Annotated in this window: 16 protein-coding genes; 1 reads left to right on the forward strand and 15 read right to left on the reverse strand. The window is 68.4% G+C overall.

Annotated features, from left to right (window positions below):
* Positions 1 to 164 precede the first annotated feature (164 nt).
* From OX958_RS28180 to OX958_RS28240, 13 genes are all read right to left on the reverse strand, one after another.
* The gene (locus tag OX958_RS28180) at positions 165 to 1,661 is read right to left on the reverse strand and encodes a CoA-acylating methylmalonate-semialdehyde dehydrogenase (protein ID WP_270132846.1); all 1,497 of its coding nucleotides are present in this window, start codon (positions 1,659 to 1,661) and stop codon (positions 165 to 167) included.
* Positions 1,658 to 2,524 (reverse strand): sugar phosphate isomerase/epimerase family protein, encoded by an 867-nt coding sequence (locus OX958_RS28185; RefSeq protein WP_270132848.1) that lies wholly within the window; start codon positions 2,522 to 2,524, stop codon positions 1,658 to 1,660. The genes OX958_RS28180 and OX958_RS28185 overlap by 4 nt, the downstream gene beginning before the upstream one ends.
* Positions 2,521 to 3,666 (reverse strand): Gfo/Idh/MocA family protein, encoded by a 1,146-nt coding sequence (locus OX958_RS28190; RefSeq protein WP_270132850.1) that lies wholly within the window; start codon positions 3,664 to 3,666, stop codon positions 2,521 to 2,523. The genes OX958_RS28185 and OX958_RS28190 overlap by 4 nt, the downstream gene beginning before the upstream one ends.
* Positions 3,663 to 4,541, reverse strand: coding sequence for an ATP-binding cassette domain-containing protein (locus OX958_RS28195; RefSeq protein WP_270132852.1), 879 nt, complete (start codon positions 4,539 to 4,541; stop codon positions 3,663 to 3,665). Before OX958_RS28195 ends, OX958_RS28190 begins: the two co-directional genes overlap by 4 nt.
* Positions 4,538 to 5,581 carry an ABC transporter permease gene (locus OX958_RS28200; protein ID WP_270132854.1) on the reverse strand — a complete coding sequence of 348 codons (1,044 nt, stop codon included), beginning with the start codon at positions 5,579 to 5,581 and terminating at the stop codon, positions 4,538 to 4,540. The genes OX958_RS28195 and OX958_RS28200 overlap by 4 nt, the downstream gene beginning before the upstream one ends.
* A gap of 8 nt (positions 5,582 to 5,589) precedes the next feature.
* A complete protein-coding gene (locus OX958_RS28205) occupies positions 5,590 to 6,585 on the reverse strand; it encodes a sugar ABC transporter substrate-binding protein (protein ID WP_270132855.1) in 996 nt (331 codons plus the stop codon).
* Positions 6,586 to 6,651: 66 nt separating this feature from the next.
* On the reverse strand, positions 6,652 to 7,560 hold the full coding sequence (locus tag OX958_RS28210; protein ID WP_270132856.1) for a TIM barrel protein: 909 nt from the start codon (positions 7,558 to 7,560) through the stop codon (positions 6,652 to 6,654).
* Positions 7,553 to 9,472 (reverse strand): 3D-(3,5/4)-trihydroxycyclohexane-1,2-dione acylhydrolase (decyclizing), encoded by a 1,920-nt coding sequence (gene iolD / locus OX958_RS28215; protein ID WP_270132858.1) that lies wholly within the window; start codon positions 9,470 to 9,472, stop codon positions 7,553 to 7,555. The genes OX958_RS28210 and iolD overlap by 8 nt, the downstream gene beginning before the upstream one ends.
* A gap of 100 nt (positions 9,473 to 9,572) precedes the next feature.
* Positions 9,573 to 10,460: a 5-deoxy-glucuronate isomerase gene (iolB, locus tag OX958_RS28220; RefSeq protein WP_270132859.1), complete on the reverse strand. Its 888-nt coding sequence runs from the start codon at positions 10,458 to 10,460 to the stop codon at positions 9,573 to 9,575.
* 61 nt (positions 10,461 to 10,521) lie between these two features.
* Positions 10,522 to 11,394, reverse strand: a complete 873-nt coding sequence (locus OX958_RS28225) for a Cgl0159 family (beta/alpha)8-fold protein (protein WP_270139162.1) — start codon at positions 11,392 to 11,394, stop codon at positions 10,522 to 10,524.
* Between the two features lie 668 nt (positions 11,395 to 12,062).
* Positions 12,063 to 13,004 carry a 5-dehydro-2-deoxygluconokinase gene (iolC, locus tag OX958_RS28230; RefSeq protein WP_270132861.1) on the reverse strand — a complete coding sequence of 314 codons (942 nt, stop codon included), beginning with the start codon at positions 13,002 to 13,004 and terminating at the stop codon, positions 12,063 to 12,065.
* Positions 13,004 to 13,885, reverse strand: coding sequence for a sugar phosphate isomerase/epimerase family protein (locus tag OX958_RS28235; protein WP_270132862.1), 882 nt, complete (start codon positions 13,883 to 13,885; stop codon positions 13,004 to 13,006). The genes iolC and OX958_RS28235 overlap by 1 nt, the downstream gene beginning before the upstream one ends.
* Positions 13,882 to 14,883 (reverse strand): Gfo/Idh/MocA family protein, encoded by a 1,002-nt coding sequence (locus tag OX958_RS28240; RefSeq protein ID WP_270132863.1) that lies wholly within the window; start codon positions 14,881 to 14,883, stop codon positions 13,882 to 13,884. Before OX958_RS28240 ends, OX958_RS28235 begins: the two co-directional genes overlap by 4 nt.
* A gap of 162 nt (positions 14,884 to 15,045) precedes the next feature.
* On the opposite strand from OX958_RS28240, the gene OX958_RS28245 reads away from it, so the two are divergent.
* A complete protein-coding gene (locus tag OX958_RS28245; RefSeq protein WP_270132865.1) occupies positions 15,046 to 15,783 on the forward strand; it encodes a GntR family transcriptional regulator in 738 nt (245 codons plus the stop codon).
* A gap of 3 nt (positions 15,784 to 15,786) precedes the next feature.
* Here the strand turns inward: OX958_RS28245 and OX958_RS28250 are convergent, their stop codons facing one another.
* Positions 15,787 to 16,470: an IMP cyclohydrolase gene (locus OX958_RS28250; RefSeq protein ID WP_270132866.1), complete on the reverse strand. Its 684-nt coding sequence runs from the start codon at positions 16,468 to 16,470 to the stop codon at positions 15,787 to 15,789.
* 155 nt (positions 16,471 to 16,625) lie between these two features.
* Positions 16,626 to 21,491 carry an NAD-glutamate dehydrogenase gene (locus OX958_RS28255; RefSeq protein WP_270132867.1) on the reverse strand — a complete coding sequence of 1,622 codons (4,866 nt, stop codon included), beginning with the start codon at positions 21,489 to 21,491 and terminating at the stop codon, positions 16,626 to 16,628.
* Between the last annotated feature and the right edge of the window lie 172 nt (positions 21,492 to 21,663).

Consider the following 21,663-nt stretch of genomic DNA (forward strand, 5'->3'; position numbering starts at 1 on the left):
CAATTCAGTAGGGCCGCGGCGCCACCCCAGTCGATGTTGCAACTCCGTCCAGACTCGATCTCAGCTCACTGGGAGTAGTCGATCGGCGGATAGCTTTGGTTTCCGGGTGGTGACTCGACTGGGGTAGCCACCACTCGAAAGCACCGGCTGAATCGTGCGTGGGCTCAGTCGTGGGTAGGGAAGCCGAGGTTGAGCCCGCCGTGAGACGGGTCCAGCCAGCGGGAGGTGATCACCTTGCCGCGGGTGAAGAAGTGCACGCCCTCGGTGCCGTGCGCGTGGGTGTCACCGAACAGCGAGTTCTTCCAGCCGCCGAACGAGTAGTAGGCCATCGGGACCGGGATCGGCACGTTGACGCCGACCATGCCGACCTCGACCTCGGTCTGGTAGCGGCGGGCGGCGCCGCCGTCGTTGGTGAAGATGGCGGTGCCGTTGCCGTACGGGTTGGAGTTCACCAGCTCCAGCGCCGCGTCGTACGACGGGACGCGGAGCACCGAGAGCACCGGCCCGAAGATCTCGTCGGTGTAGATCGACATCTCCGGCGTCACCTTGTCGAACAGCGTCGGGCCGAGCCAGAAGCCGTCGTCGCCGCCGTCGAAGGGACCTTCGCGGCCGTCGACGGCCAGCTCCGCGCCGGCCTCGACCCCCGCCTCGACGTACCCGACGACCTTGTCGCGGTGCGGTCCGGTGACGAGCGGGCCCATGTCGGAGCCGCGGGTGCCGTCACCGGTCGTCAGCGTCGCCATCCGCTCGCGGATCTTGGCGATCAGCGCGTCCGCGACGGGCTCGACCGCGACCAGCGCGGAGATCGCCATGCAGCGCTCTCCCGCGGAACCGAAGCCGGCGTTGACGGCGGCGTCGGCTGCCAGGTCCAGGTCGGCATCGGGCAGCACGACCATGTGGTTCTTGGCGCCGCCGAGAGCCTGCACGCGCTTGCCGTTCCTGGTGCCGGTCTCGTAGACGTAGCGCGCGATCGGCGTCGAGCCGACGAACGAGACGGCCTTGATGTCAGGGTGCTCGAGCAGCCGGTCGACGGCCTCCTTGTCACCGTGGACGACGTTCAGCACGCCGTCGGGCAAGCCGGCCTCCTTCCACAGAGCAGCGACCGCGTTCACCGCGGACGGGTCCTTCTCCGACGGCTTGATCACCACGCTGTTGCCGCAGGCGATCGCGATCGGCACGAACCACAGCGGCACCATCGCCGGGAAGTTGAACGGCGAGATCACCGCGACCACGCCGAGCGACTGGCGGATCGAGTAGACGTCGACGTTGGTGGAGACGTTCTCGCTGAAGCCGCCCTTCAGCAGGTGCGGGATGCCGCAGGCGAACTCGACCACCTCGAGACCGCGGGTCACCTCGCCGAGCGCGTCCGAGAGCACCTTGCCGTGCTCGGCGGTGATCAGCGCGGCGATCTCCTCCTTGCGCTCGTTCAGCAGTTCACGGAAGCCGAAGAGCACCTGCGCGCGCTTGGTGAGCGAGATCCGGCCCCAGGCCCGGGACGCGTCGTGGGCGACCTTCACGATCTCGTCGACGGTCGCCGCCGAGGCCAGGTCGAGCTCACCGGTCACCTCGCCGGTGGCCGGGTTGTAGACCTTGCTGGTGCGTTCGGAGACTCCCGTCCACGGGGCGCCGCCGACCAGGTGGGTGATTCGCTCAATGCTCACAGCTGCATCCCTTGCTTCGTCAGTAGATCGGTGATCTTCGCTCGCATGAACGTGCTCGATTCCCGGGCGCGCTCCTCCCAGGCGAAGACGCAGGCGGTGACGGTGCCGTCGAAACCGGCCGCGGCCAGGCTCGCGAACAGCTCGTCGAAGTCGACCTCACCCTGACCGATGTCGAGGTGCTGGTGCACCCGGACGGTCGAGCCGGGCGGGTTGACGATGTAGCGCAGCCCGGACGACCCGGTGTGGTCGAACGAGTCGGCGACGTGCACGTTGGTGAGCAGGTCGCCGGCGTACTCGATGATGCCGGGGGCGTCGTTGCCCAGGTGGAAGGTGTGCGGGGCGCAGTACAGGAAGCTGACCAGAGGGCTGTTGATCCCGCGGATCAGGTCGACGGCTGCCTTGCCGTCCTCCTCGAAGTCGTCCGGATGCGGTTCGAGCACGAGCCGGACGCCTTCGCTCTCGAACACCGGCAGCAACTCTTCGAGCGACCGCCAGAACTGCGCCTCGCTCCGGGCCGCCTGCTCGGGGCGGCCGTTGAACTCGGTGTTCATCACGTCCACGCCGAGCAGGGCGGTGATCCGGATCGCGCGCTTCCAGTACCTGACCGCTGCCTGCCGCTCGTCCTCGTCAGGGCCCGACCACTTGTAGAGCGGTAGCACCGACGAGACCCCGACCCCTGCTGCCGCCAGCGCCTTGCGGAACGCAGCCACCCCCGCGTCGTCCACCCGCGGGTGGACGAAGAACGGCAGGAAGTCACTGCGGGGCGACAGTTCCAGCCACTCGTAGCCGAGGTCGGCGACGAGACCGGGCAGCTCCAGCAGCGGAACGGCGCGGAACATGTAGGGGTCGAGGCTGAGCTTCATCCGAAGACCTCGCTGCGGCTCACCATCTCCACCTCCACCGGGCGGCCTTCCTGCAGGGACTGCACGCCGGCCGCACAGACCGCGGCAGCGGCGTACCCGTCCCAGGCCGTCGGACCGTCGATCCCGCCTCGCGCCGCGGCGTTGACCCAGCGCTGGACCTCGAGGTCGTACGCCGCCCCGAAGCGGACCCGGAAGTCGTCCGGCACCGCACCACCCCAGTGTCCGGCCTTCTTCGTCAGGACGTCGACCCCGAGGCCGATCGTCGCGCTGCCCAGCTCGCCGACAGCTTCGCAGCGCACCTCGTAGCCGACCTGGAAGTTCACGAAGACCTCCACATCGGCCAGCGCACCGCTCGCCATCTCGAACAGCGCCAGCTGTGGATCGAGCACCCCCTCGCCGACCAGGCTGGTCGGCCTCGGGGCGTGCACGGTGATCCGGGTGATCTCGTCGTCGAACAGCCAGCGAGCCACGTCGACCTCGTGCACCAGCGAGTCGCGCACGATCATCTCGCTGCGGAACGTCTCCGGGACGGTCTTGTTCCGGTGCACGTTGTGCAGCAGCAGGGTCCGGCCGAGCTCCCCGGAGTCCAGCAACTGCTTCAGCCGCGCGTACTCCGGGTCGAAGCGGCGCATGAAGCCCACCTGGATCAACGACCGGCCGGTCTTGTGCTCGGCCTCGACCACCCGCAACGACGACTCGGCATCCATCGTCAGCGGCTTCTCACAGAGCACCGGCTTGCCGTGCTCGAGGCAAGCCATCAGCTGCTCCGCATGAGCGAATCCCGGCGAGGCGATGATCACCGCGTCCACCTCGGCGTCGCCGATCAAAGCCAACGGGTCCCCGATCACCCGCACGCCACCCGCTTGTGGCGTTCCACCAGCATCAGCCGCACTCGCAACTCCGCCGACCCCCTCGCCCACGGCGCCACCGGAGCCGGCCGCTCTCGCGGCCACCTCCGATGCTCCCGTCGCCAGCCTGCCCTGGGTCTCGTTCAGGGCGGCGGCCAGCGCGTCCGCTCTCGCCGTGTCCGGGTCGGACACGGCGACCAGCCGGGCGCCGGAGATCTGCCGGGCGACCCGCTCGGCATGATCGGCGCCCATCATCCCGACGCCGATGATGCCGATCCTCAGGTCTTGGGTCATCTGTTCTCCAGAGGGGACTCGATCTTGACCGGCCCGTCGCCCGGACGCACTCCCACCGCCCCGGCGTCGATCCCGCGGAGCTCGTGGCTGAGCGCCTCAAGCTCGGAGCCGCCCGCCATCTCGTTGGTGAGCTGCTCCAGGGTGATGTCGGCACGATGGGTGTCGAGTGCCACCCGGCCCAGCTTGAGGACGACGAAGTGGTTGCCGACCAGGTAGGCGTGGTGCGGGTTGTGGGTGATGAAGACGACGCCGAGACCGGCGTCGCGCGCCTTCACGATGTACTTCAGCACCACACCGGACTGCTTGACGCCGAGCGCGGCGGTCGGCTCGTCCAGGATCAGCACCTTGGCCCCGAAGTAGATCGCCCGGGCGATCGCGATGCACTGGCGCTGACCGCCGGACAGCATCCCGACCGGCTGCTCCAGGTTGGGGATCGAGATCCCCATCTTGGTCAGCTCCTCCTGGGCGGTCTTCTTCATCGCCGCGATGTCGAGCCGGCCGAACGATCTGGTCACCTCGTTGCCGAGGAAGAAGTTCCGCCAGACCGACATCAGCGGCGCGAGCGCGAGGTCCTGGTAGACGGTCGCGATCCCGCTGTCCAGCGACTCCCGCGGCGAGCTGAACGTGCGTTGCTCGCCGTTCACCGAGAGGATCCCGTCGGTGTGCGCGTGCAGGCCGGCGATGATCTTGATCAGCGTCGACTTGCCCGCGCCGTTGTCGCCCAGCACACAGGTGATCTCACCCTGCCTGACCGCCAGCGAGACGCCACGCAGCGCGTGCACGTTGCCGTAACTCTTGCCGACGTCCTCGAGGTGAACGACCGGCGTGGTCGGGCCGCTGCCCGCCTCTTCCGCGAACTTCTCAGTGATGCTCATCGCAGATCCGCCCGCTTCTTGACGACGAGGTTGACGATGGTGGCCAACAGCAACATCACGCCCAGGAACGCCTTGAACCAGTCGGCGTTCCAGCCGGCGTAGACGACACCGAGCTGGGTCATCCCGAAGATCAGCGCACCGATCGCCGAGCCCACCACGGAGCCGTAGCCGCCGGTCAGCAGACAGCCGCCGACCACCGCGGCGATGATGTAGATGAACTCCTTGCCGACGCCCTCACCGGACTGCACCACCGCCTGGTTGAAGAGCAGGTGCATCCCCGAGAACCAGGCGAAGAAGCCGACCGTGACGAACAGGCCGATCTTCACCCGCTTCACCGGTACGCCGACCGCCCGCGCGGCCGCCGCGTCGCCGCCGACGGCGAAGACCCAGTTGCCGACCTTCGTCTTCAGCAGCACCCAGGTGGCGATCGCGACGAACACGATCCACCAGACGATCAGGATCTTGACGTTGATCGGTCCCAGTTTGAACTCCGAGGCGAACACCGCCTTGGCCGACTCGAAGCCGTCCATGTCGCTGATCGAGTTCGACGAGACGGTCCCGGACAGCACCCGGGTGACGCCCAGGTTGAGGCCTTGCAGGATGAAGAAGGTGCCGAGCGTGACCAGGAAGCTCGGCAGCCCCGTGCGCATCAGCAGCCAGCCGTTGAAGGCGCCGACGGCCACCGCGACGACCAGTGCCACCAGGACACCGACCCACACGTTGGTACTGAACTGGTAGGAGAACAGGCCGCCGGTCAGACCTGCCGTCGTCACCGCGACGCCTGCCGACAGGTCGAACTCGCCACCGACCATCAGCAGCGCGACCGGGACGGCCATCATGCCGATCAGCGCGGCTTGGTAGAGGATCGTGCCGGTGGTGGCCAGATCCCGGAACGGCGGTGCCGTGATCAGGAAGAAGACCAGTACGACGACCGCTCCGACCAGCGAGCCCACCTCGGGCCGGCTCAGCAGCCGGGCGCCCAGCGAACGGGACGAGACGCGGTCGTCGACAGTCGACGGCGCCGTCAGCGTGGATGCCATGACGATCCTCAGCGAGACCCGTTGGCGGAGAACTTCTCCACCGCTTCGGCGTTCGACTTGTCGATGAACGCCGGTCCGGTCAGCGTGGCCTGGCCACCACCGATCGTGTTGCCGTTCGTCTTGTAGAGCCACAGGCTGTCGACCGCGAGGTAGCCCTGCAGGTACGGCTGCTGGTCCACGGCCCACTGCACGCCACCGGACTTGATCGAGCCGATCAGGTCCTTGTTGGTGTCGAAGGTGCCGATCTTGGCCGCCGAACCGGCGTCCTTGACCGACTTGACCGCGGCCAGCGCGAACGGCGCGCCCAGCGTGACGACGTAGTCGATGCTCTTGTCCTGCTGGAGCTTCGAGGTCATCGTGGTCTGGCTGCCGGGCATGTCGGTCCCGGTGATGTAGAGCTTCTCGACGTTCGGGAACTTGTCCTTGACGCCCTGGCAGCGGGCCTCCAGGCCGACGTGGCCCTGCTCCTGGATGACACAGACGGCCTTCTTCGCGCCGACCTCGGTCAGCTTCGCGCCCGCGGCCTGGCCGGCGATCCGCTCGTCCTGCCCGAAGTACCCGAGCGCCCCGGCCTGCTTCCAGGACTCGATCCCGCCGTTCAGCGCGACCACCGGGATGCCACCGTCGGCCGCCTTCTTGACGTTCGCCTGCATCGCGTCGGGCTTGGCCAGCGTGACGGCGATGCCGTCGACCTTCTGGTCGATCGCGGTCTGCACCAGGTTGGCCTGGTCCGCACCCTCCGGCGCGCCGGAGTACTGCAACTCGACGTTGTCCTTCGCCGCGGCCGCCTCGGCTCCCTTGCGGACCAGGTCCCAGAACGTGTCACCGGGCGCCGCGTGGGTGATGAAGGCAACCTTCATCCTCGGCGTGTCCGCGACGTTGCCGGCTGCGCCGGCCGCCTTCTCCTCCTCCTGCTTGCCGCCGGAGGAACTACAGGCACCCAGCGCCGTGACCAGCACGAGCGCCGCCCCCGTGGCCACCGCCTTCTTCTGCCACCGAACCATGAAAACCAACCAGCCTTTCAGACGTTCCGCGGTAACGCCGCGGCGTACGGGTGTGACCAGAGAGCTTTACTCTGCTGGTCCTCCTACGGATACACCACCCCCGTGGGTCCTCAAGTAAGCCAGGGTCCGCTCCGCGATCGGCAGCGGCACGTCGGGCGGGCACGGATACATGTCCTGCTCGACGATCGCGAACAGTTCCGCGTCCAGGCCGGCCAGCGCCTCGAGCACCGGTGGCAGCTCGGGCACGCCGAGCGGCGGCTCGCACATCACGCCTCGCCGGACCGCCTCGTCGAAGCTGATCCCGTCGGCCTCGGCCTGCGCCAGCACCACCGGATCGACCTGTTTCAAATGCACATACCCGATCCGCTCCGGGTACTTGCGGATCAGTTCGAGGTTGTCGCCACCGCAGTAGCTGATGTGGCCGGTGTCCAGGCAGAGGTTGACGTGCTCACCGTCGGTCTCGGCGAGGAACCGCTCGACCGTCTCCTGGTTGTCCACATGCCCGTCCGCGTGCGGATGGAACTGCGTCTTCAGCCCGTACTCCGCGGCGATCCGCCGGCCGAGCTCGGTCACCTGCCGGCCGTGCCGGGCCTGGCCCTCGTGATCCAGCCGGGCCTCGACCACCTCACCGTTGTCACCGCGCCACATCGACGGGATCACGACCAGGTGCCCGGCTCCCACCGCCGCGGCCAGCTCGGCCGCGGCCGATACCTCGGCCCAGGTCGAGTCCCACGAGTCGGGCCGGTGCAGGTGTTCGAAGATGGTGCCGGCACTAACCTCGAGTCCCCGCTGGTCGAGTTCGTCCTTCAGTTGCACCGGGTCGGTCGGAAGGTAGCCGTACGGACCCAGCTCGATCCGGGTGTAGCCCGCGTCGGCGACCTCGTCGAGGAACCGCTGCCACGGCGTCTGCTGTTCGTCGTTCGCGAACCAGACGCCCCAGGAGTCGGGCGCGCTGCCGACCTTGACCCTACCCATGGTGCTCTCCCTCGGCTGGGACCAGATACGGCCGCTGGGCCTGCTTGAACTCCTCGTACTGCGCCGAGGCGGCGCGGGTCGAGTCGAGGCCGGACACCTGGCTGACCGGAACGTCCCACCACGAGTCGCTGTCGGGCGCGCCGATCAGCGGATCGGTCCTGACGTGGATCGCGATCGGGCCGTCGGCGGACTTCGCCGTACCGATCGCCTTCTCCAGCTCCGCCCGGCTGTGCACGTCGAGCACCTCGACGCCGAGACTGCGCACGTTGGCGGCCAGGTCGATTGGCAGGTAGTCCCCGTCGAGCCGTCCGTCACCACCACGCCGCCGGTACGCCGTACCGAATCTCTGCGAGCCGAGCGACTCCGACAGAGCCCCGATCGAGGCGAAGCCGTGGTTCTGCACCAGCACGACGATGATCTTGATGTTCTCCTGGACGGCGGTGACCAGCTCGCTCGACATCATCAGATACGACCCGTCGCCGACCAGGACGAAGACGTCACGCTCGGGTGCGCCGAGGCGCACGCCCAGGCCGCCGGCGATCTCGTATCCCATGCAGGAGAAGCCATATTCGACGTGGTATCCCTTCGGGTCGCGGGTCCGCCAGAGTTTGTGCAGGTCGCCCGGCATCGAACCGGCCGCACACACCACCACATCAGACGCCGCCGACAATTCGTTGACGGCACCGAGGACCTCGCCCTGGGTGAGGAGTCCTTCGGCGAGTTTCCCGGTCACCTCCGCGGGCGGGTTGTAGGTGTTGTCCACAACCTCGTCCCACTGAGTTGCGAGTTCGGCGGTCAACGCTCTGTAATGGTCCTCCACAGACCAGCCATCCACCGCAGACGCCAAGGAAACAAGGGCTTCCCTGGCATCGGCAACGACAGGGAGACCAGCATGTTTGCCACCGTCGAAGCGCGCCACGTTGATGTTGACGAACCGGACGTCCGGGTTCTGGAAGGCCGTTCGCGACGCCGTCGTGAAGTCGGCGAAGCGGGTGCCGACGCCGATCACGAGGTCGGCCTCACGAGCCAGCGCGTTCGCCGCCGTCGTGCCCGTGGACCCGACGGCACCGACCGACTGCGGATGGTCGTAGCGCAGCGATCCCTTGCCTGCTTGGCTTTCCGCCACCGGGATCCCGGTCTGCTCGGCGAACTCGCGCAGCGCGTCCTGAGCCCGCGAGTAGGCGACGCCGCCACCGGCCACGATCAGCGGCCGGCGCGAAGACCGGACGAGTTGTGCCGCTTTGTCGACAATGGATGCTTCGGGCAACGGGCGGGCGACGTACCAGGTGCGCTCGGCGAAGAGTTCCTCCGGCCAGTCGAAGGCCTCGGCCTGCACGTCCTGCGGCAGGGCGATCGTGACTGCCCCGGTCTCCACCGGGTCGGTCAGCACCCGCATCGCGTGCAGCAGCGCCGAAGGCAACTGCTCCGGGCGCCAGATCCGGTCGAAGTACTTCGAGACCGGGCGGAAGGCGTCGTTCACCGAGACGTCACCCGCAGTCGTGCTCTCGAGTTCCTGCAACACCGGGGTTGCCACTCTGGTGCTGAACACGTCCGACGGGAGGAGAAGGACCGGTAGGCGATTCACCGTGGCCAGGGCCGCGCCGGTGATCATGTTGGTCGAGCCAGGGCCCACGCTCGCGGTGCAGGCGTAGGTCTGCAGGCGGTCGCGCGTCCGGGCGAAGGCGGAGGCGCTGTGCACCATCGCCTGCTCGTTGCGGGCGAGGATGTAGGGCAGTGCCTCGGGGTCCTCCAGTTCGGACTGCAGGAGCGCCTGGCCGAGACCGGCGACGTTGCCGTGCCCGAAGATGCCGAAGCAACCCGCGAACAGCTTCTGCCGTTGCCCGTCACGCTCCGAGTACTGAACGCTCAGGAATCGCACCAGCGCCTGCGAGACCGTAAGACGCACTGTCATAGCTCTCCTCCGAAACCTGTCGTCGTCACTTCCACCATCCGTCGGGCAACGGTCTCACTCGCGAGCACCGTCGCCGCTCCGATCCGGTTCCCGGCCGGCATCAACTGTCCCCGAAAGGAAGGCGGGGGTCGAGCTGCTCGGTCTTCCACAGTTCGCGGACCCAGCCGTGCTGCGGGTCGTCGCTGATCAGCCACTCCCGCTCGGCGCCGGGCCCGGCCATCACGTTCAGGTAGTACATGTCATATCCAGGAGGCGCCATCGCAGGACCATGCCAACCGTGTGGCACCAGCACCAGATCCCCACTGCGCACTTCAGCCAGTACGTCGATGGGGCGGTCCCCGGTGCCGTAGACCCGCTGGTAACCGATCGGGTCGCCGCCCCTGGCCACCTCAGGGGCGGCGTCGGAGAGCTGGAGCTCGAAATAGTAGATCTCCTCGAGTTCACTTTCCTTGCCAGGCTTGTGCTCGTCGTGCTTGTGCGGCGGGTACGACGACCAGTTCCCGGCCGGGGTGAGTACCTCGCAGGCGATGATCGAGTCGGCCTCGAGCACTGCCGGCGTACCGAAGTTGCGCACCTGCCGGGAGGCGACGCCCGCACCACGCAGCTCGGTCTCGACCTGCTCGGCTCCGAGTCGCCGGAACGGATAGTCGGAGGACGCCCTCGCATGCGGGAAGGCGATCCGGGCACCGCTCGCGCTCCGGACTGCCATCGTGGTGCCGCGCGGGACGTAGCCGAGGTCGGTTGCTCCGGCGAACACGTTCGCGCGGCCGGCGAGAGTGATGGTCTCGCCGTCGACGATCACTTCGGCGGAACCGGACAGCGGCAGGACGAGCCACTCGGAGTCACCGGTCTCGATCTCGATCGACTGCCCGGGCTGGAGGGTGGCGACGTACAGGCCGGTGTACTCCCAGTCCTTCTCGCCTGGACTGACGGCGACGTCGAAGCCATCGCGCGCGGTCGTTCCGGCCGGCCGGAACCACTCGGTCATACGACACCTCCGTCGGCGATTGCGACTGCTGCAACTGGTGCTGTCCAAGACTCAGGTGACGTCACGCCGCACCTCCGTGGACCAGGGACGAAGCCTGGTCGACGGCGGCGGCCACGTCACCGTCGGGTGGGAAGAGCAGGGCTCGGCCGACCACCAGGCCGCGGACCGAGGGAAGGCTCAGCGCCTTGCCCCAGGAGGCATAGGTCTCCTCGGGGGCTACGGTCGGGTCGCCGCCGAGGAGCAGGGTCGGGAGGGTAGTTGCCTCCATTACCCTTTCCAGCTCGTCGACCACCGGAAGTTTGAGCCAGGTGTAGGCGCTGGTGGCACCGAGACCGGCGGCGATGTGGATCGACTTGATGACCGAGTCTGGATCCAGCAGGCTGGTCACCCGGCCGTCGCGGCGGACCGACCAGAACGGCTCGACCATCGCCATCAGTTTGCGTTCGGCGAGTTCGGTGACCGCCTTGGCGCTGCTCTCCAGGGTGGCGACCGTGCCGGGGTCGTCGAGGCAGATCCTGGTCAGCATCTTGCCGCCGTCCAGCCTGCGTCCGGCGATGTCGTCCGCCGTACCGTAGGCGGTGAACCGGTCGTCCAGTTCGAAGGAGGCGCCCTGCAGTCCGCCGCGGTTCATCGACCCGATCACGACCTTGCCCTCGAGCGCCCCGAGCAGCAGCAGATCCTCGAGGATGTCGGGCGTCGCCAGGACGCCGTCGACCCCCGGCCGCCGCAGCGCGGTACAGAGCCGATCGATCAACGCCGGCCGGCTGGCCATCGCCATCGGATCGTCCCGCACCCCCAGCGCCCCTCGCGCCGGATGATCGGCCGCAACAATCAACAGCCGGCCGTCCTCCCCCACCAGTTCCCGCCGCCGCCGCTGCTGCCAAGCCTCGGCGATCCGCTCCGGATACCGCACCCGAATCTCCGTCGGATTCACCTCACCCCGCAACTGCCCTTCCACCCCACCCCGCAAAACCACACCAGCACCCGCCGCACCACCATCGCCAACTCCAGCTCCACGCAGCCCGCCACCGCGACCACCAAGCAACTCCCCACCGGCGACCCCACGCATCTCATCGCCGGCGCCACCACTCAAGTCCCCACCGGTGGCACCGAGCAGCTCGCCACCACTGCTTCCACGCGAGTCGCCATCAACAGCAGCTCGCAACTCGCCGTCGCTGACGCCGCTCACCACCCCATCACCCAGCTCACGCGATCCACCCCCGTCAGCTTCACGCGACTCGTCACCGGCGACCCCGCGCAGCCCGCCACCACTGCTTCCACGCGAGTCGCCATCAGCAGCAGCTCGCAACTCGCCGTCGCTGACGCCGCTCACCACCCCATCACCCAGTTCACGCGATCCACCCTCGCCAGCTTCACGCAACTCGCCACCGCTACCACCAAGCAACTCCCCACCGGCGACCCCACGCAGCTCGCCTTCACCAGTTCGGTTCGCTGCCCCGCGGTCCAGCTCACTCGACTCGCCGCTAGCAGCTCCGCCCGACTCGTCGCCGTTGCTTTCACGCGGTTCGCCATCGCCGGACTTGCGGGTGCTTGGCGGCTTGCCGGCGTAGAGGCCGGCGTTGCCGAGGTCGTCGTCGACGCTCATGCGGATTCCTCCAGCAAGGCCAGTACTTCGGCTTCGGTAGGCATAGCGGTCGAGCACTCCAGTCGGGAGGCGACGATGGCGCCGGCGATGTTCGCGAAGCGGATGACCTTTTCCAGCGGCCAACCGGCCAGCAACCCGTGGCAAAGGGCGCCGCCGAAGCCGTCGCCCGCGCCCAGACCGTTGACCACCTCGACCGGGAAGGGCGGCACCTCGACTCGCTCGTCGCGAGTTCGGGCGAGGGTGCCCTTCGGGCCCTGCTTCACCACCGCCAGGTCCAGGCCTCGGTCGAGCAGCGCCTGCGCCGCCTTGTCCGGGTCGGTCTCGCCGACCGCGACCTCACACTCCTCACGGTTGCCGACAGCAACCGTGCAGTGCTGCAGCGCGCGGTTGACCTGCTCGTGCGCCTCGCTCGGATCCGCCCAGAACATCGGCCGGTAGTCCAGGTCGAGCACCGTCAGCGGTCGCCGCTCGCGCGCCTCCCACGCGGTGAAGTGCGCGGTCCGGCTCGGCTCGGCCGACAGCCCGGTCACCGTCGACCAGTAGATCGACGCGTCCCGGATCGCGTCCAGGTCGAGCTCGGACGGGTTGATCACCAGGTCCGGTGCCTTCGGGAACCGGTAGAAGTAGAGCGGGAAGTTGTCCGGCGGAAAGATCTCGCAGAACGTGATCGGCGTCGGCAGCCCCTCGACCGGCGTGACGAACCGGTCGTCCACGCCCAGTTCCAGCAGCGTCCGGTGGATGAAGGTTCCGAACGGATCGTTCCCGGTCCGGCTGATCACCGCCGACCTTCGGCCGTGCTTGGCGGCCGCGACCGCCACGTTGGTCGCGCTGCCGCCGAGGAACTTCCCGAAGCTCTCGACGTCCTCGAGCCGCGTCCCGGTTTGCAGCGGATACAGGTCGACCCCGATCCGGCCGATGGTCAGTACCTCGTCAGCCATCAGATCTCCTCCGCGATCCGGCGCAGGTGCCCGATACTCGCCCGTACGTCGGCCAGCGGCCCGTCGTCGTCCGGCCGCCCGGTCAGCATCGTGTCCTGTTCGAGCACGTACCACCCGTCGTACCCTGACTTCTCCAGCGCCGACACGATGGTCGCCAGATCGATGTCGCCTCCACCCAGCGGCCGGTACATCCCCGCCCGTACGGCGTCGGTGTAGCTGACCTCACCGGACTGCACCTTGGCGGCCCAAGCGGCGTCGACGTCCTTCAGATGCGTGTGGACGATCCGCGAGGTGTGCTTGAGGGCAAGCGCAACCGGGTCGATTCCACCGATCAGCAGGTGTCCGGTGTCGAGCGTGAGCCCGATCGTCGAGCCCGCGAGCACCCGGTCGACCTCGGCCGCCTTCTCGATCATCGTGCCGACATGTGGGTGCAGCGTCGCGGTGACGCCCTGTTTCGCGGCCAGCCCGGCCAGCAAGTCGAGGTTGGCGAGCAACGTGGTCCACCCTGCGTCATCGAGCGCCGGCCGCTCGTCGTACCCGTCCCGTCCGGTCGCCGCGGCGAGCACCAGCGTGCCGGCACCAGCGGCGACGAAACCTTTCAGCGCGCGAGCCACCTCGGCCGACGGGTCGTGCGACGGATCATGCAGTACGACGGGCACGAACCCGCCGACCGCCCGCAATCCCAGGTCCGCAAGCGCCTTGGCCTTCTCGGCCGGGTCGTCCGGCAGGAACCCCTCGGGTCCGAACTCCGTCGCGGCCAGGCCCAGGTCACGCATCTGCGCCAGCACCGTGTCCGGGTCGTACTGCCAACCCCAGCCCGGGACCTCGCAGACGCCCCAGGAGATGGGTGCACCGGCGATCCTGGTGGCAACGTCACTCATCGGCCGATCTCCTCCAGGGAAACGACGCGGTTCTCGCGCCGGGACAGTTCACAGGCATCCGCGATCCGGAAGGCCTGCAGAGCATCGCGCACCGTGCAGGGCACCGCACGAGTGCCCGCGACGACCTCGGTGAAGGCCGTCAGCTCAGCCATGTAGGCCGGCTGGAACCGGTCCATGAAGGTGCTGTGCGACTGACCGTCCGGGAAGGTCACCCCCGGCTCGGCGGACCGCAGCGCGGTGTGGGCGTCGAGGCCGACCGCGATCGAGCCGAGCGAGCCCAGCACCTCCATTCGCACGTCGTGACCGGCCGCGTTGTAGCGGGTCCCGCTGACCGAGACGAAGGTGTTGTCGTCCAGCGTCAGCAGCGCGGCGGCCGCGTCGACGTCGCCGTACTCGCCGAAGAAGGGCTCCCCACGGTTGGCGCCGGTCGCGTAGACACTGACCACCTCACGGCCGGTGACGAACCGGATGATGTCGAAGTCGTGCACCGTGCAGTCCCGGAAGAAGCCGCCGCTGGTGGGGATGTACTCGTGCGGCGGCGGAAACGCGTCGTTGGTGTTCGCGCGGATGTGATGGACGAAGCCGAGCTCGCCGGTCGCTATCTGCTCCTGCGCGGACCGGTAGCCGGCGTCGAAGCGGCGCTGGAAGCCGATGTGCACCGGCACCTGCGAGGCCTCGACCAGCGCGACGATCCGCTGGGTCTCGCCGAGGTCGATCGCGACCGGCTTCTCGCAGAAGGTCGGGATCCCGGCGGCGACGGCACGCTCGATCAGCTCGGCGTGCGCCGAGGTGGCGGCAGCGATCACGAACCCGTCGACACCGCTGCGCAGCAGCTCCTCGACGGTGACCGCGAGCTCCAGGCCGAGGTCCTTGGCGATCAGCTCCGCCCGGCTGGTGTCGGCGTCGGTGACGACGACCTGCCCGACCGCTGCCAGGCCCTTCAGGGTCGCGGCGTGGAACGCCCCGATCCGCCCGGTTCCGACCAACCCGATTCGCATCCTGTGTGCCCTCTCGTCAAGGCGTTCGTGAGTGCCCGCCGGCCCGCCACCGGCAGTACTGGTTCGCCCAGTCAGCTTCGCGGGCGAGATCAGGGGTGTCAATACTTTGTAAGCACATTTTCACGTCGGGACATACAGACGTCATTCCTGTAATATCCCGGCATGGCCGCCCTTCCGATCCAGATCGATCGGACGAGCCCGGTGCCGCTCTACCACCAGCTCGCCGAGCAGCTCACCGCTGCCATCAGCGACGGCACCCTGCGCCCCGGCGACGCCTTCGAGAACGAGCTGGCGATGTCGGACCGGCTCAGCCTGTCCAGGCCGACGGTGCGCCGGGCGATCTCCGAACTGGTGAACAAGGGCCTGCTGGTCCGCCGTCGCGGGATCGGCACCACCGTGGCCAACCAGATGGTCCACCGCCGCGCCGAGCTGACCAGCCTGTACGACGACCTGGTCCGCGAAGGCCGCACCCCGCGCACCGACGTACTCTCGCTGCTCCGCTCGGCCCAGGACGATCGCGCCGCCGAGGCGCTCGGACTGCCGGCCGGTACGCCGCTGGTCTCGATCGTCCGGCTGCGCTACGCCGGCGAGCAGCCGCTCGCGATCCTCCGCAACTGGTTGCCGCCAGCAATGAATGACCTGACCGCCGAGCAGCTCGAGACCGACGGCCTGTACGCCGTACTCCGGGCCCGCGGCATCCGCCCGACGGTGGCCCGCCAGCGCATCGGCGCCCGCAACGCCACGGCCGAGGAACGCCGTACCCTGCACATGTCCAAGGCCGAGCCACTCGTCACGATGACCCGCAGCGCGTACGACGCCGACGGCTCCCCGGTGGAGTTCGGCGACCACTGCTACCGCGCCGACCAGTACTCGGTCGACGTCATCGTCTCCGAACGCTGACCCTCAGCGACGCCGGACGATCGCTTCCTCGAAGCTCTCCACATGCAAGGGGATGACCACCAACCCGACCCGCAGCCTCGGGTCGAGCCGAGCCCACAGCAGATCGGGCAGCGACTCCCACTCGGCCTCCACCGACACAGTCAGCGGATAGCCGTCGGTCACGACTTCGGCGGCAGAACCGGCGTACGTGGTGACCACTCCGGCGGTGGCTTCCTCCGATCGGCGCAGGAACAGCGACGGATGCTGAACCTGATCGGCCGAGTACGAGCGGGCGGAGCCGACGACGACATCCAGCAGTTCCGGACCCTCGGTGACGGCACCGGCGAAGATCCGCGGCGTGCGGATGGGTGGGTCCGGCTCGTAGTCGATGTTGCGCAGCGCGACCTGGAGATCCACACAGTCGGCGTGGGTACCGGCCAGTTCGCTGACGTGGGTGCCGTTGCCGACGATCACCCAGTCCTCGGTGCGGATCGCGGCGGTGTAGTGCCGCAGCTCGTCCGTCCCGGCGCCGCTCACGTCCTGCACGACGATCTCGTACTCCGCTACGACCAGCTCGCGCTGCTGGGACGCCGGGCTCCGGCCGGTCAGCCAGTAGGCGGCAAACGGCACGCCATCGATATCCCGCCCGATCGCCACCCCACGCCCCGGATACTCACAACCGCCAGCCACATCCACAAGGGTCGCCACGCGCGAAGCCTAACCCCCACAGGCAGCATCCCCAGCCTCAGCATCCCTGCCTCACCGCCCGGGAGATCTGGCGACCTCGGACCCCAACTGGCGACCTTGAACAAGTTATTTCCTGTTCAAGGTCACCGCTGGGTGTCCGAGGTGCCGAGTTGCGATCAGGCCTGGTTGTTGAGGAGGGTGCGGACCAGGCGTAGGCCTACCGACAGGTGGGACAGCTCCGGGCCCTCCGTCTCGACGATCTCCTCCATCATCGTGGCGGCCCGGGACAGCGCCGTCTCGTTCAGGTCCTGCCAGGCGCGGACCCGGTCCTCGGGCTCGAGCGAGGCCTCGGTCGTGGCCAGCACCTGCGCCGTGAGGTGCGCGTGGACCGCGTGCAGGTCGTCGCGGAGCGCGGCGCGGGCCATCGTCTGCCAGCGGTCCGTCCGCGGCAAGCCGATGATCCGCTCCAGGAACAGGCCCAGGTGCAACCGCTCGCCCAGCGCGAAGTGCACCTTGGCGACCTCCAGCACGTCCAGGTCGTCGCGGTACGCCGTCTCCACGATGCCCAGCGCCGCGTACGCCGGCGGCAGCACCGCGATCCGGGTGGCGAAGTCCACCGGCACGCCCTGGGAGACCAGCGCCTCGCGACGGTGCTCGAACAACGCCAGCTCCCGCCCGCGCAGTACCTCGGGGAGCGCGGCCGTCAGCTTGGCGATCCCCGGCAGGAAGAACTCGATCAGCTCGGCGATGTCGACCGGGGGCCGCCGGTTCGAGACCAGCCAGCGGGTCGCCCGCTCGACCAGCGTCCGGGTCTCCAGCCGCATCGCGGTCTGGGTGGCGGCGTCGACGAGGTTGTCCAGCTCCGCGTTGCGGGCCAGCAGCTCCGGTTGCGCGAAGATCCGGGAGGCCGCCAGGTTCGCCCGGACGACGTCCTCCACCGTGCCGCCGGTCTCCAGCGAGAGCCGGTGGTAGGCCGTGATGCCGGACGAGTTGATGAACTCGTTCACCACCTGGGTGGTGATGATCTCGCGGCGCAACTGGTGCGACTCGACCGGTCCGGCAAACCGGTCCTGGATCGCCTTCGGGAAGTAGCTGGTCAGCTTCGAGGCGAGGTAGTCGTCGTCCGGCAGCGAGGTCTTCAGCAGCTCTGCCTCGAGCACGATCTTCGTGTAGGCGATCAGCACCGACAGCTCCGGCGAGGTCAGCCCACGGCCTTCGGCCTTGCGGCGCTTGAACTCGGCGACACTCGGCAGGAACTCCAGCTCACGGTTGAGCAGCCCCTGCTTCTCCAGCCGGCGGACCCAGTCCTGGTGGACGTGCATCAGCGCCGGGGCCTGCGAGGTCGCGTTGGCCAGCCCGATGTTCTGCCGGTAGTTCGACTTGAGCACCAGCGCGCCGACCTCGGCCGTCATCGACGCGATCACGTCGTTGCGCTGCTTCTCGGTCAGGTCGCCGTCGGCGACCACCTTGTCGAGCAGGATCTTGATGTTCACCTCGTGGTCGGAGGTGTCCACGCCGGCCACGTTGTCGATGAAGTCGGTGTTGATCCGGCCGCCCAGGGTGGCGTACTCGATCCGGCCGAGCTGGGTGAAGCCCAGGTTGCCGCCCTCGCCGACCGCCTTCGCGCGCAGCTCCGCGCCGTTGATCCGGACCGCGTCGTTGGCCTTGTCGCCGACGTCGGCGTGCGACTCCGTGGCGGCCTTCACGTAGGTGCCGATCCCGCCGTTCCAGAACAGGTCGACCGGGGCCTTCAGGATCGCCTGCATCAGCTCGTTCGGCGCCAGCGAGGTCGGGTTGCCCTCGATACCGAGTGCCTCGCGGACCTCCGCGGAGATCGGGATCGCCTTGTCGGTACGCGGGTAGACGCCACCACCGGCCGAGATCAGCGCGGCGTCGTAGTCGGCCCACGACGATCGCGGCAGCTCGAACAACCGCTTGCGTTCCACGAACGAGGCGGCCGCGTCGGGCGCCGGATCGAGGAAGATGTGCCGGTGGTCGAACGCCGCGACCAGCCGGATGTGCTCCGACAGCAGCATCCCGTTGCCGAACACGTCACCCGACATGTCACCGACCCCGACCACGGTGAAGTCGGCGTTCTGGCAGTCGTGTCCCATCTCGCGGAAGTGCCGCTTGACCGACTCCCAGGCACCTCGCGCGGTGATCCCCATCGCCTTGTGGTCGTAGCCCACCGAACCGCCCGAGGCGAACGCGTCGCCCAGCCAGAAGCCGTACTCCTTGGCCACGCTGTTGGCGATGTCCGAGAACGTCGCCGTGCCCTTGTCCGCCGCGACGACCAGGTAGGCGTCGTCACCGTCGTACCGGACGACCTGCGACGGCGGCACGATCTGGCCGGCCACGATGTTGTCGGTGATGTCCAGCAGCCCGGAGATGAAGGTCTTGTACGACGCGATGCCCTCGGCCAGCCAGGCGTCGCGATCGACCGACGGATCCGGCAGCTGCTTGGCGTAGAACCCGCCCTTCGCGCCGACCGGCACGATCACCGAGTTCTTCACCATCTGCGCCTTGACCAGACCCAGCACCTCGGTCCGGAAGTCCTCGCGCCGGTCCGACCAGCGCAACCCACCGCGCGCGACGGCACCGAAGCGCAGGTGCACACCCTCGACCCGCGGCGAGTACACGAAGATCTCGTACGCCGGCCGCGGCTGCGGCAGCTCCGGGATCGCCTTGGGCTCCAGCTTGAGCGAGATGTACGTCCGCGGTGTGCCGTCGGCGGCCGGCTGGAAGAAGTTGGTCCGCAGCGTCGCCTTCATCGCGGTCAGGTAGGACCGCAGGATCCGGTCCTCGTCGAGACTCTTCACCGTGTCCAGCGCGGTGACGATCTCCTTCTCCAGCTGCTCCACCGCGGTCACCCGGTTGGGATCGTCGGCGGCACCGCGGGCCGGGTCGAAGCTGGTCTCGAACAACTGGACGAGCAGCTTGGCGACGTCGACGTGGTTGAGGAAGGTGTTCTCGATGTAGTCCTGGCTGAACGGTGTCCCGCCCTGCCGGATGTACCGCTGGTAGGCGCGCAGGATCGAGACCTGCCGCCAGCTGAGGCTTCCCCGCAGTACCAGGGCGTTGAGCTTGTCGCTCTCCGCGCGCCCCTCCCACACTGCCTGGAAGGTGTCGGAGAAGAGCCGGCGCAGCTCCTCCTTCTCCTCGGCGCCCTGTGGTGCCCGGAGCCCGAAGTCGTAGATGTACGCCGTACCGGCCGGGCGGCGGATCTCGTACGGCCGCTCGTCGATCACCTCGACGCCCATGTGGGTCAGCAGCGGCAGCACCTGGGACAGCGACAGCGCGGAGCCGGTGCGGTAGACCTTGAAGCGGCGCTCACCGGCCCACTCCTCGTCGATCGGGCTGTAGAGCGACATGGCCAGCCCGTCCTCGGCCGGCAGCCGGTCCAGGATCGTCACGTCGCGCACCGCGACCCGGGCGTCGAAGTCCTCCTTGTACGCCTCCGGGAAGGCACCGGCGTACTGGCTGGCGAGCCGGGTGACGGCGCCGTCCCCGCCCTGCTGGTGCAGCGCGACGTTGAAGTCGTCCTGCCAGGCGCGGGTGGCCTCGACGACCTTCTGCTCGAGGATCTCGGCGTCGAAGTCGCCGACCGTCGAGCCCTGCTTCATCCGGACCACGAAGTGCACCCGGGCCAGCACGGACTCGGTCACGTAGGCGGCGTAGTCGACCGACTCGGCGCCGATCGCGTCCTTGAGGATCTGCTGCATCTTGAGCCGGACGGCCGTGGTGTAGCGGTCACGCGGCAGGTAGACGAGGCAGGACAGGTAGCGGTTGTACACGTCGCGCCGGACGAACAGCTTGACCGCACGACGCTCCTGCAGGTGCAGGACGGACTGCACGATCGGCAGCAGGTCCTCCACGGGCGCCTGCAGCAGCTCGTCGCGCGGATAGGTCTCCAGCACGTCCAGCAGGCCCTTGCCGCTGTGGCTGTTGGGGTCGAACCCCGTCCGGGCGAACAGCTCGATCGCCTTGCGACGCAGTACCGGGACCTGCATGACGCTCTCGGTGTACGCCGTGGAGGAGAGCAGTCCGATGAAGCGGAGCTCCGAGACGGGCTCGCCGCTCTCGTCGAACTGCTTGATGCCGACATAGTCCAGGTACGACGACCTGTGCACCGTGGAGCGCGAGTTGGCCTTGGTCAGGATCAGCAGCTTGCGCTCGCGCGCCTTCGCGCTCACCTCGGGCGGCAGCTTTCCGGCGTTCTCGTCGAGCTTCGGGTCCGGCCGGAGGATGCCCAGGCCTGTCCCCGGGATGCCGCGCAGGATGCCCTGGTCGCCGTCCATGGTGAAGCTGTACTCGCGGTAGCCGAGGAAGGTGAAGTGCTCGTCGGCGAGCCATTCCAGCAGCTCCTTGGCCTCCTCCACCTCACTCTCGCTGACCGGCAGCTCGGACGCGTTCAGGCCGTCGGCGATCGAGACGGCCTTCTCGTGCATCTTCGGCCAGTCCTCGACGGCCTCCCGGACGTCCTCCAGCACGCGCTGCAGCGCCTGCTCCAGCTGGCGGTGCTCGGCGGGGTCGGCGATCCGCTCGACCTCCAGGTGCATCCAGCTCTCCCGGACCAGGTCGTGCTCGTCCGCGGCGGCCGCGTCGTCGAGCACCTCCTGCAGGGTGCCCTCGATGTCACGGCGGACGACGAACTGCGGGTGCACCAGCAGCTGCAGCTCGAGGTTGTGGTCGGTGATCACCATCGACGCGCTGTCGACCAGGAACGGCATGTCGTCGATCACGATCTCGACCACCGTCCGGCCGTTGGCCGACCAGCCGTGCTCCTCCACCGTCGGGGTGAAGACGTGCACCTTGGCGGTGCCCTGCGGCCGCGCCAGCGCGGACCGGTAGTGGTGTTTGGCAGCGCCCAGGCAGTCGGTCGGCTGACGCTCGGCGACGTCCTCCGCGGCGACGTACCGGTAGTAGCGCTCCAGGAAGGTCCGCAGCTTGCCGGCATCGACCGAATGGTCCTTGCCGTGCGATCCCGCGGCCACCGCCTTGGCGAGAACATCCGCCTTCTGGACGTCCAGCTTGCTCTGCATTCCCCACCGTCTCCACGCGTGAAAAAGCGGCGCTCAGCGCCGGGCCCACGACGTTGTGCGCCTCCCGCAAAGATTAGTCCACTTCGGTCACTGGTGTGATGGCGGGACGCTCCTTTCCGATGCCTTGCGACTCACGTTCAACACTCCCGGCAGCCCGCGGCGCGAGGGCTGG

It is taken from the genome of Kribbella sp. CA-293567 (assembly GCF_027627575.1).
Classification (GTDB): Bacteria; Actinomycetota; Actinomycetes; order Propionibacteriales; family Kribbellaceae; genus Kribbella.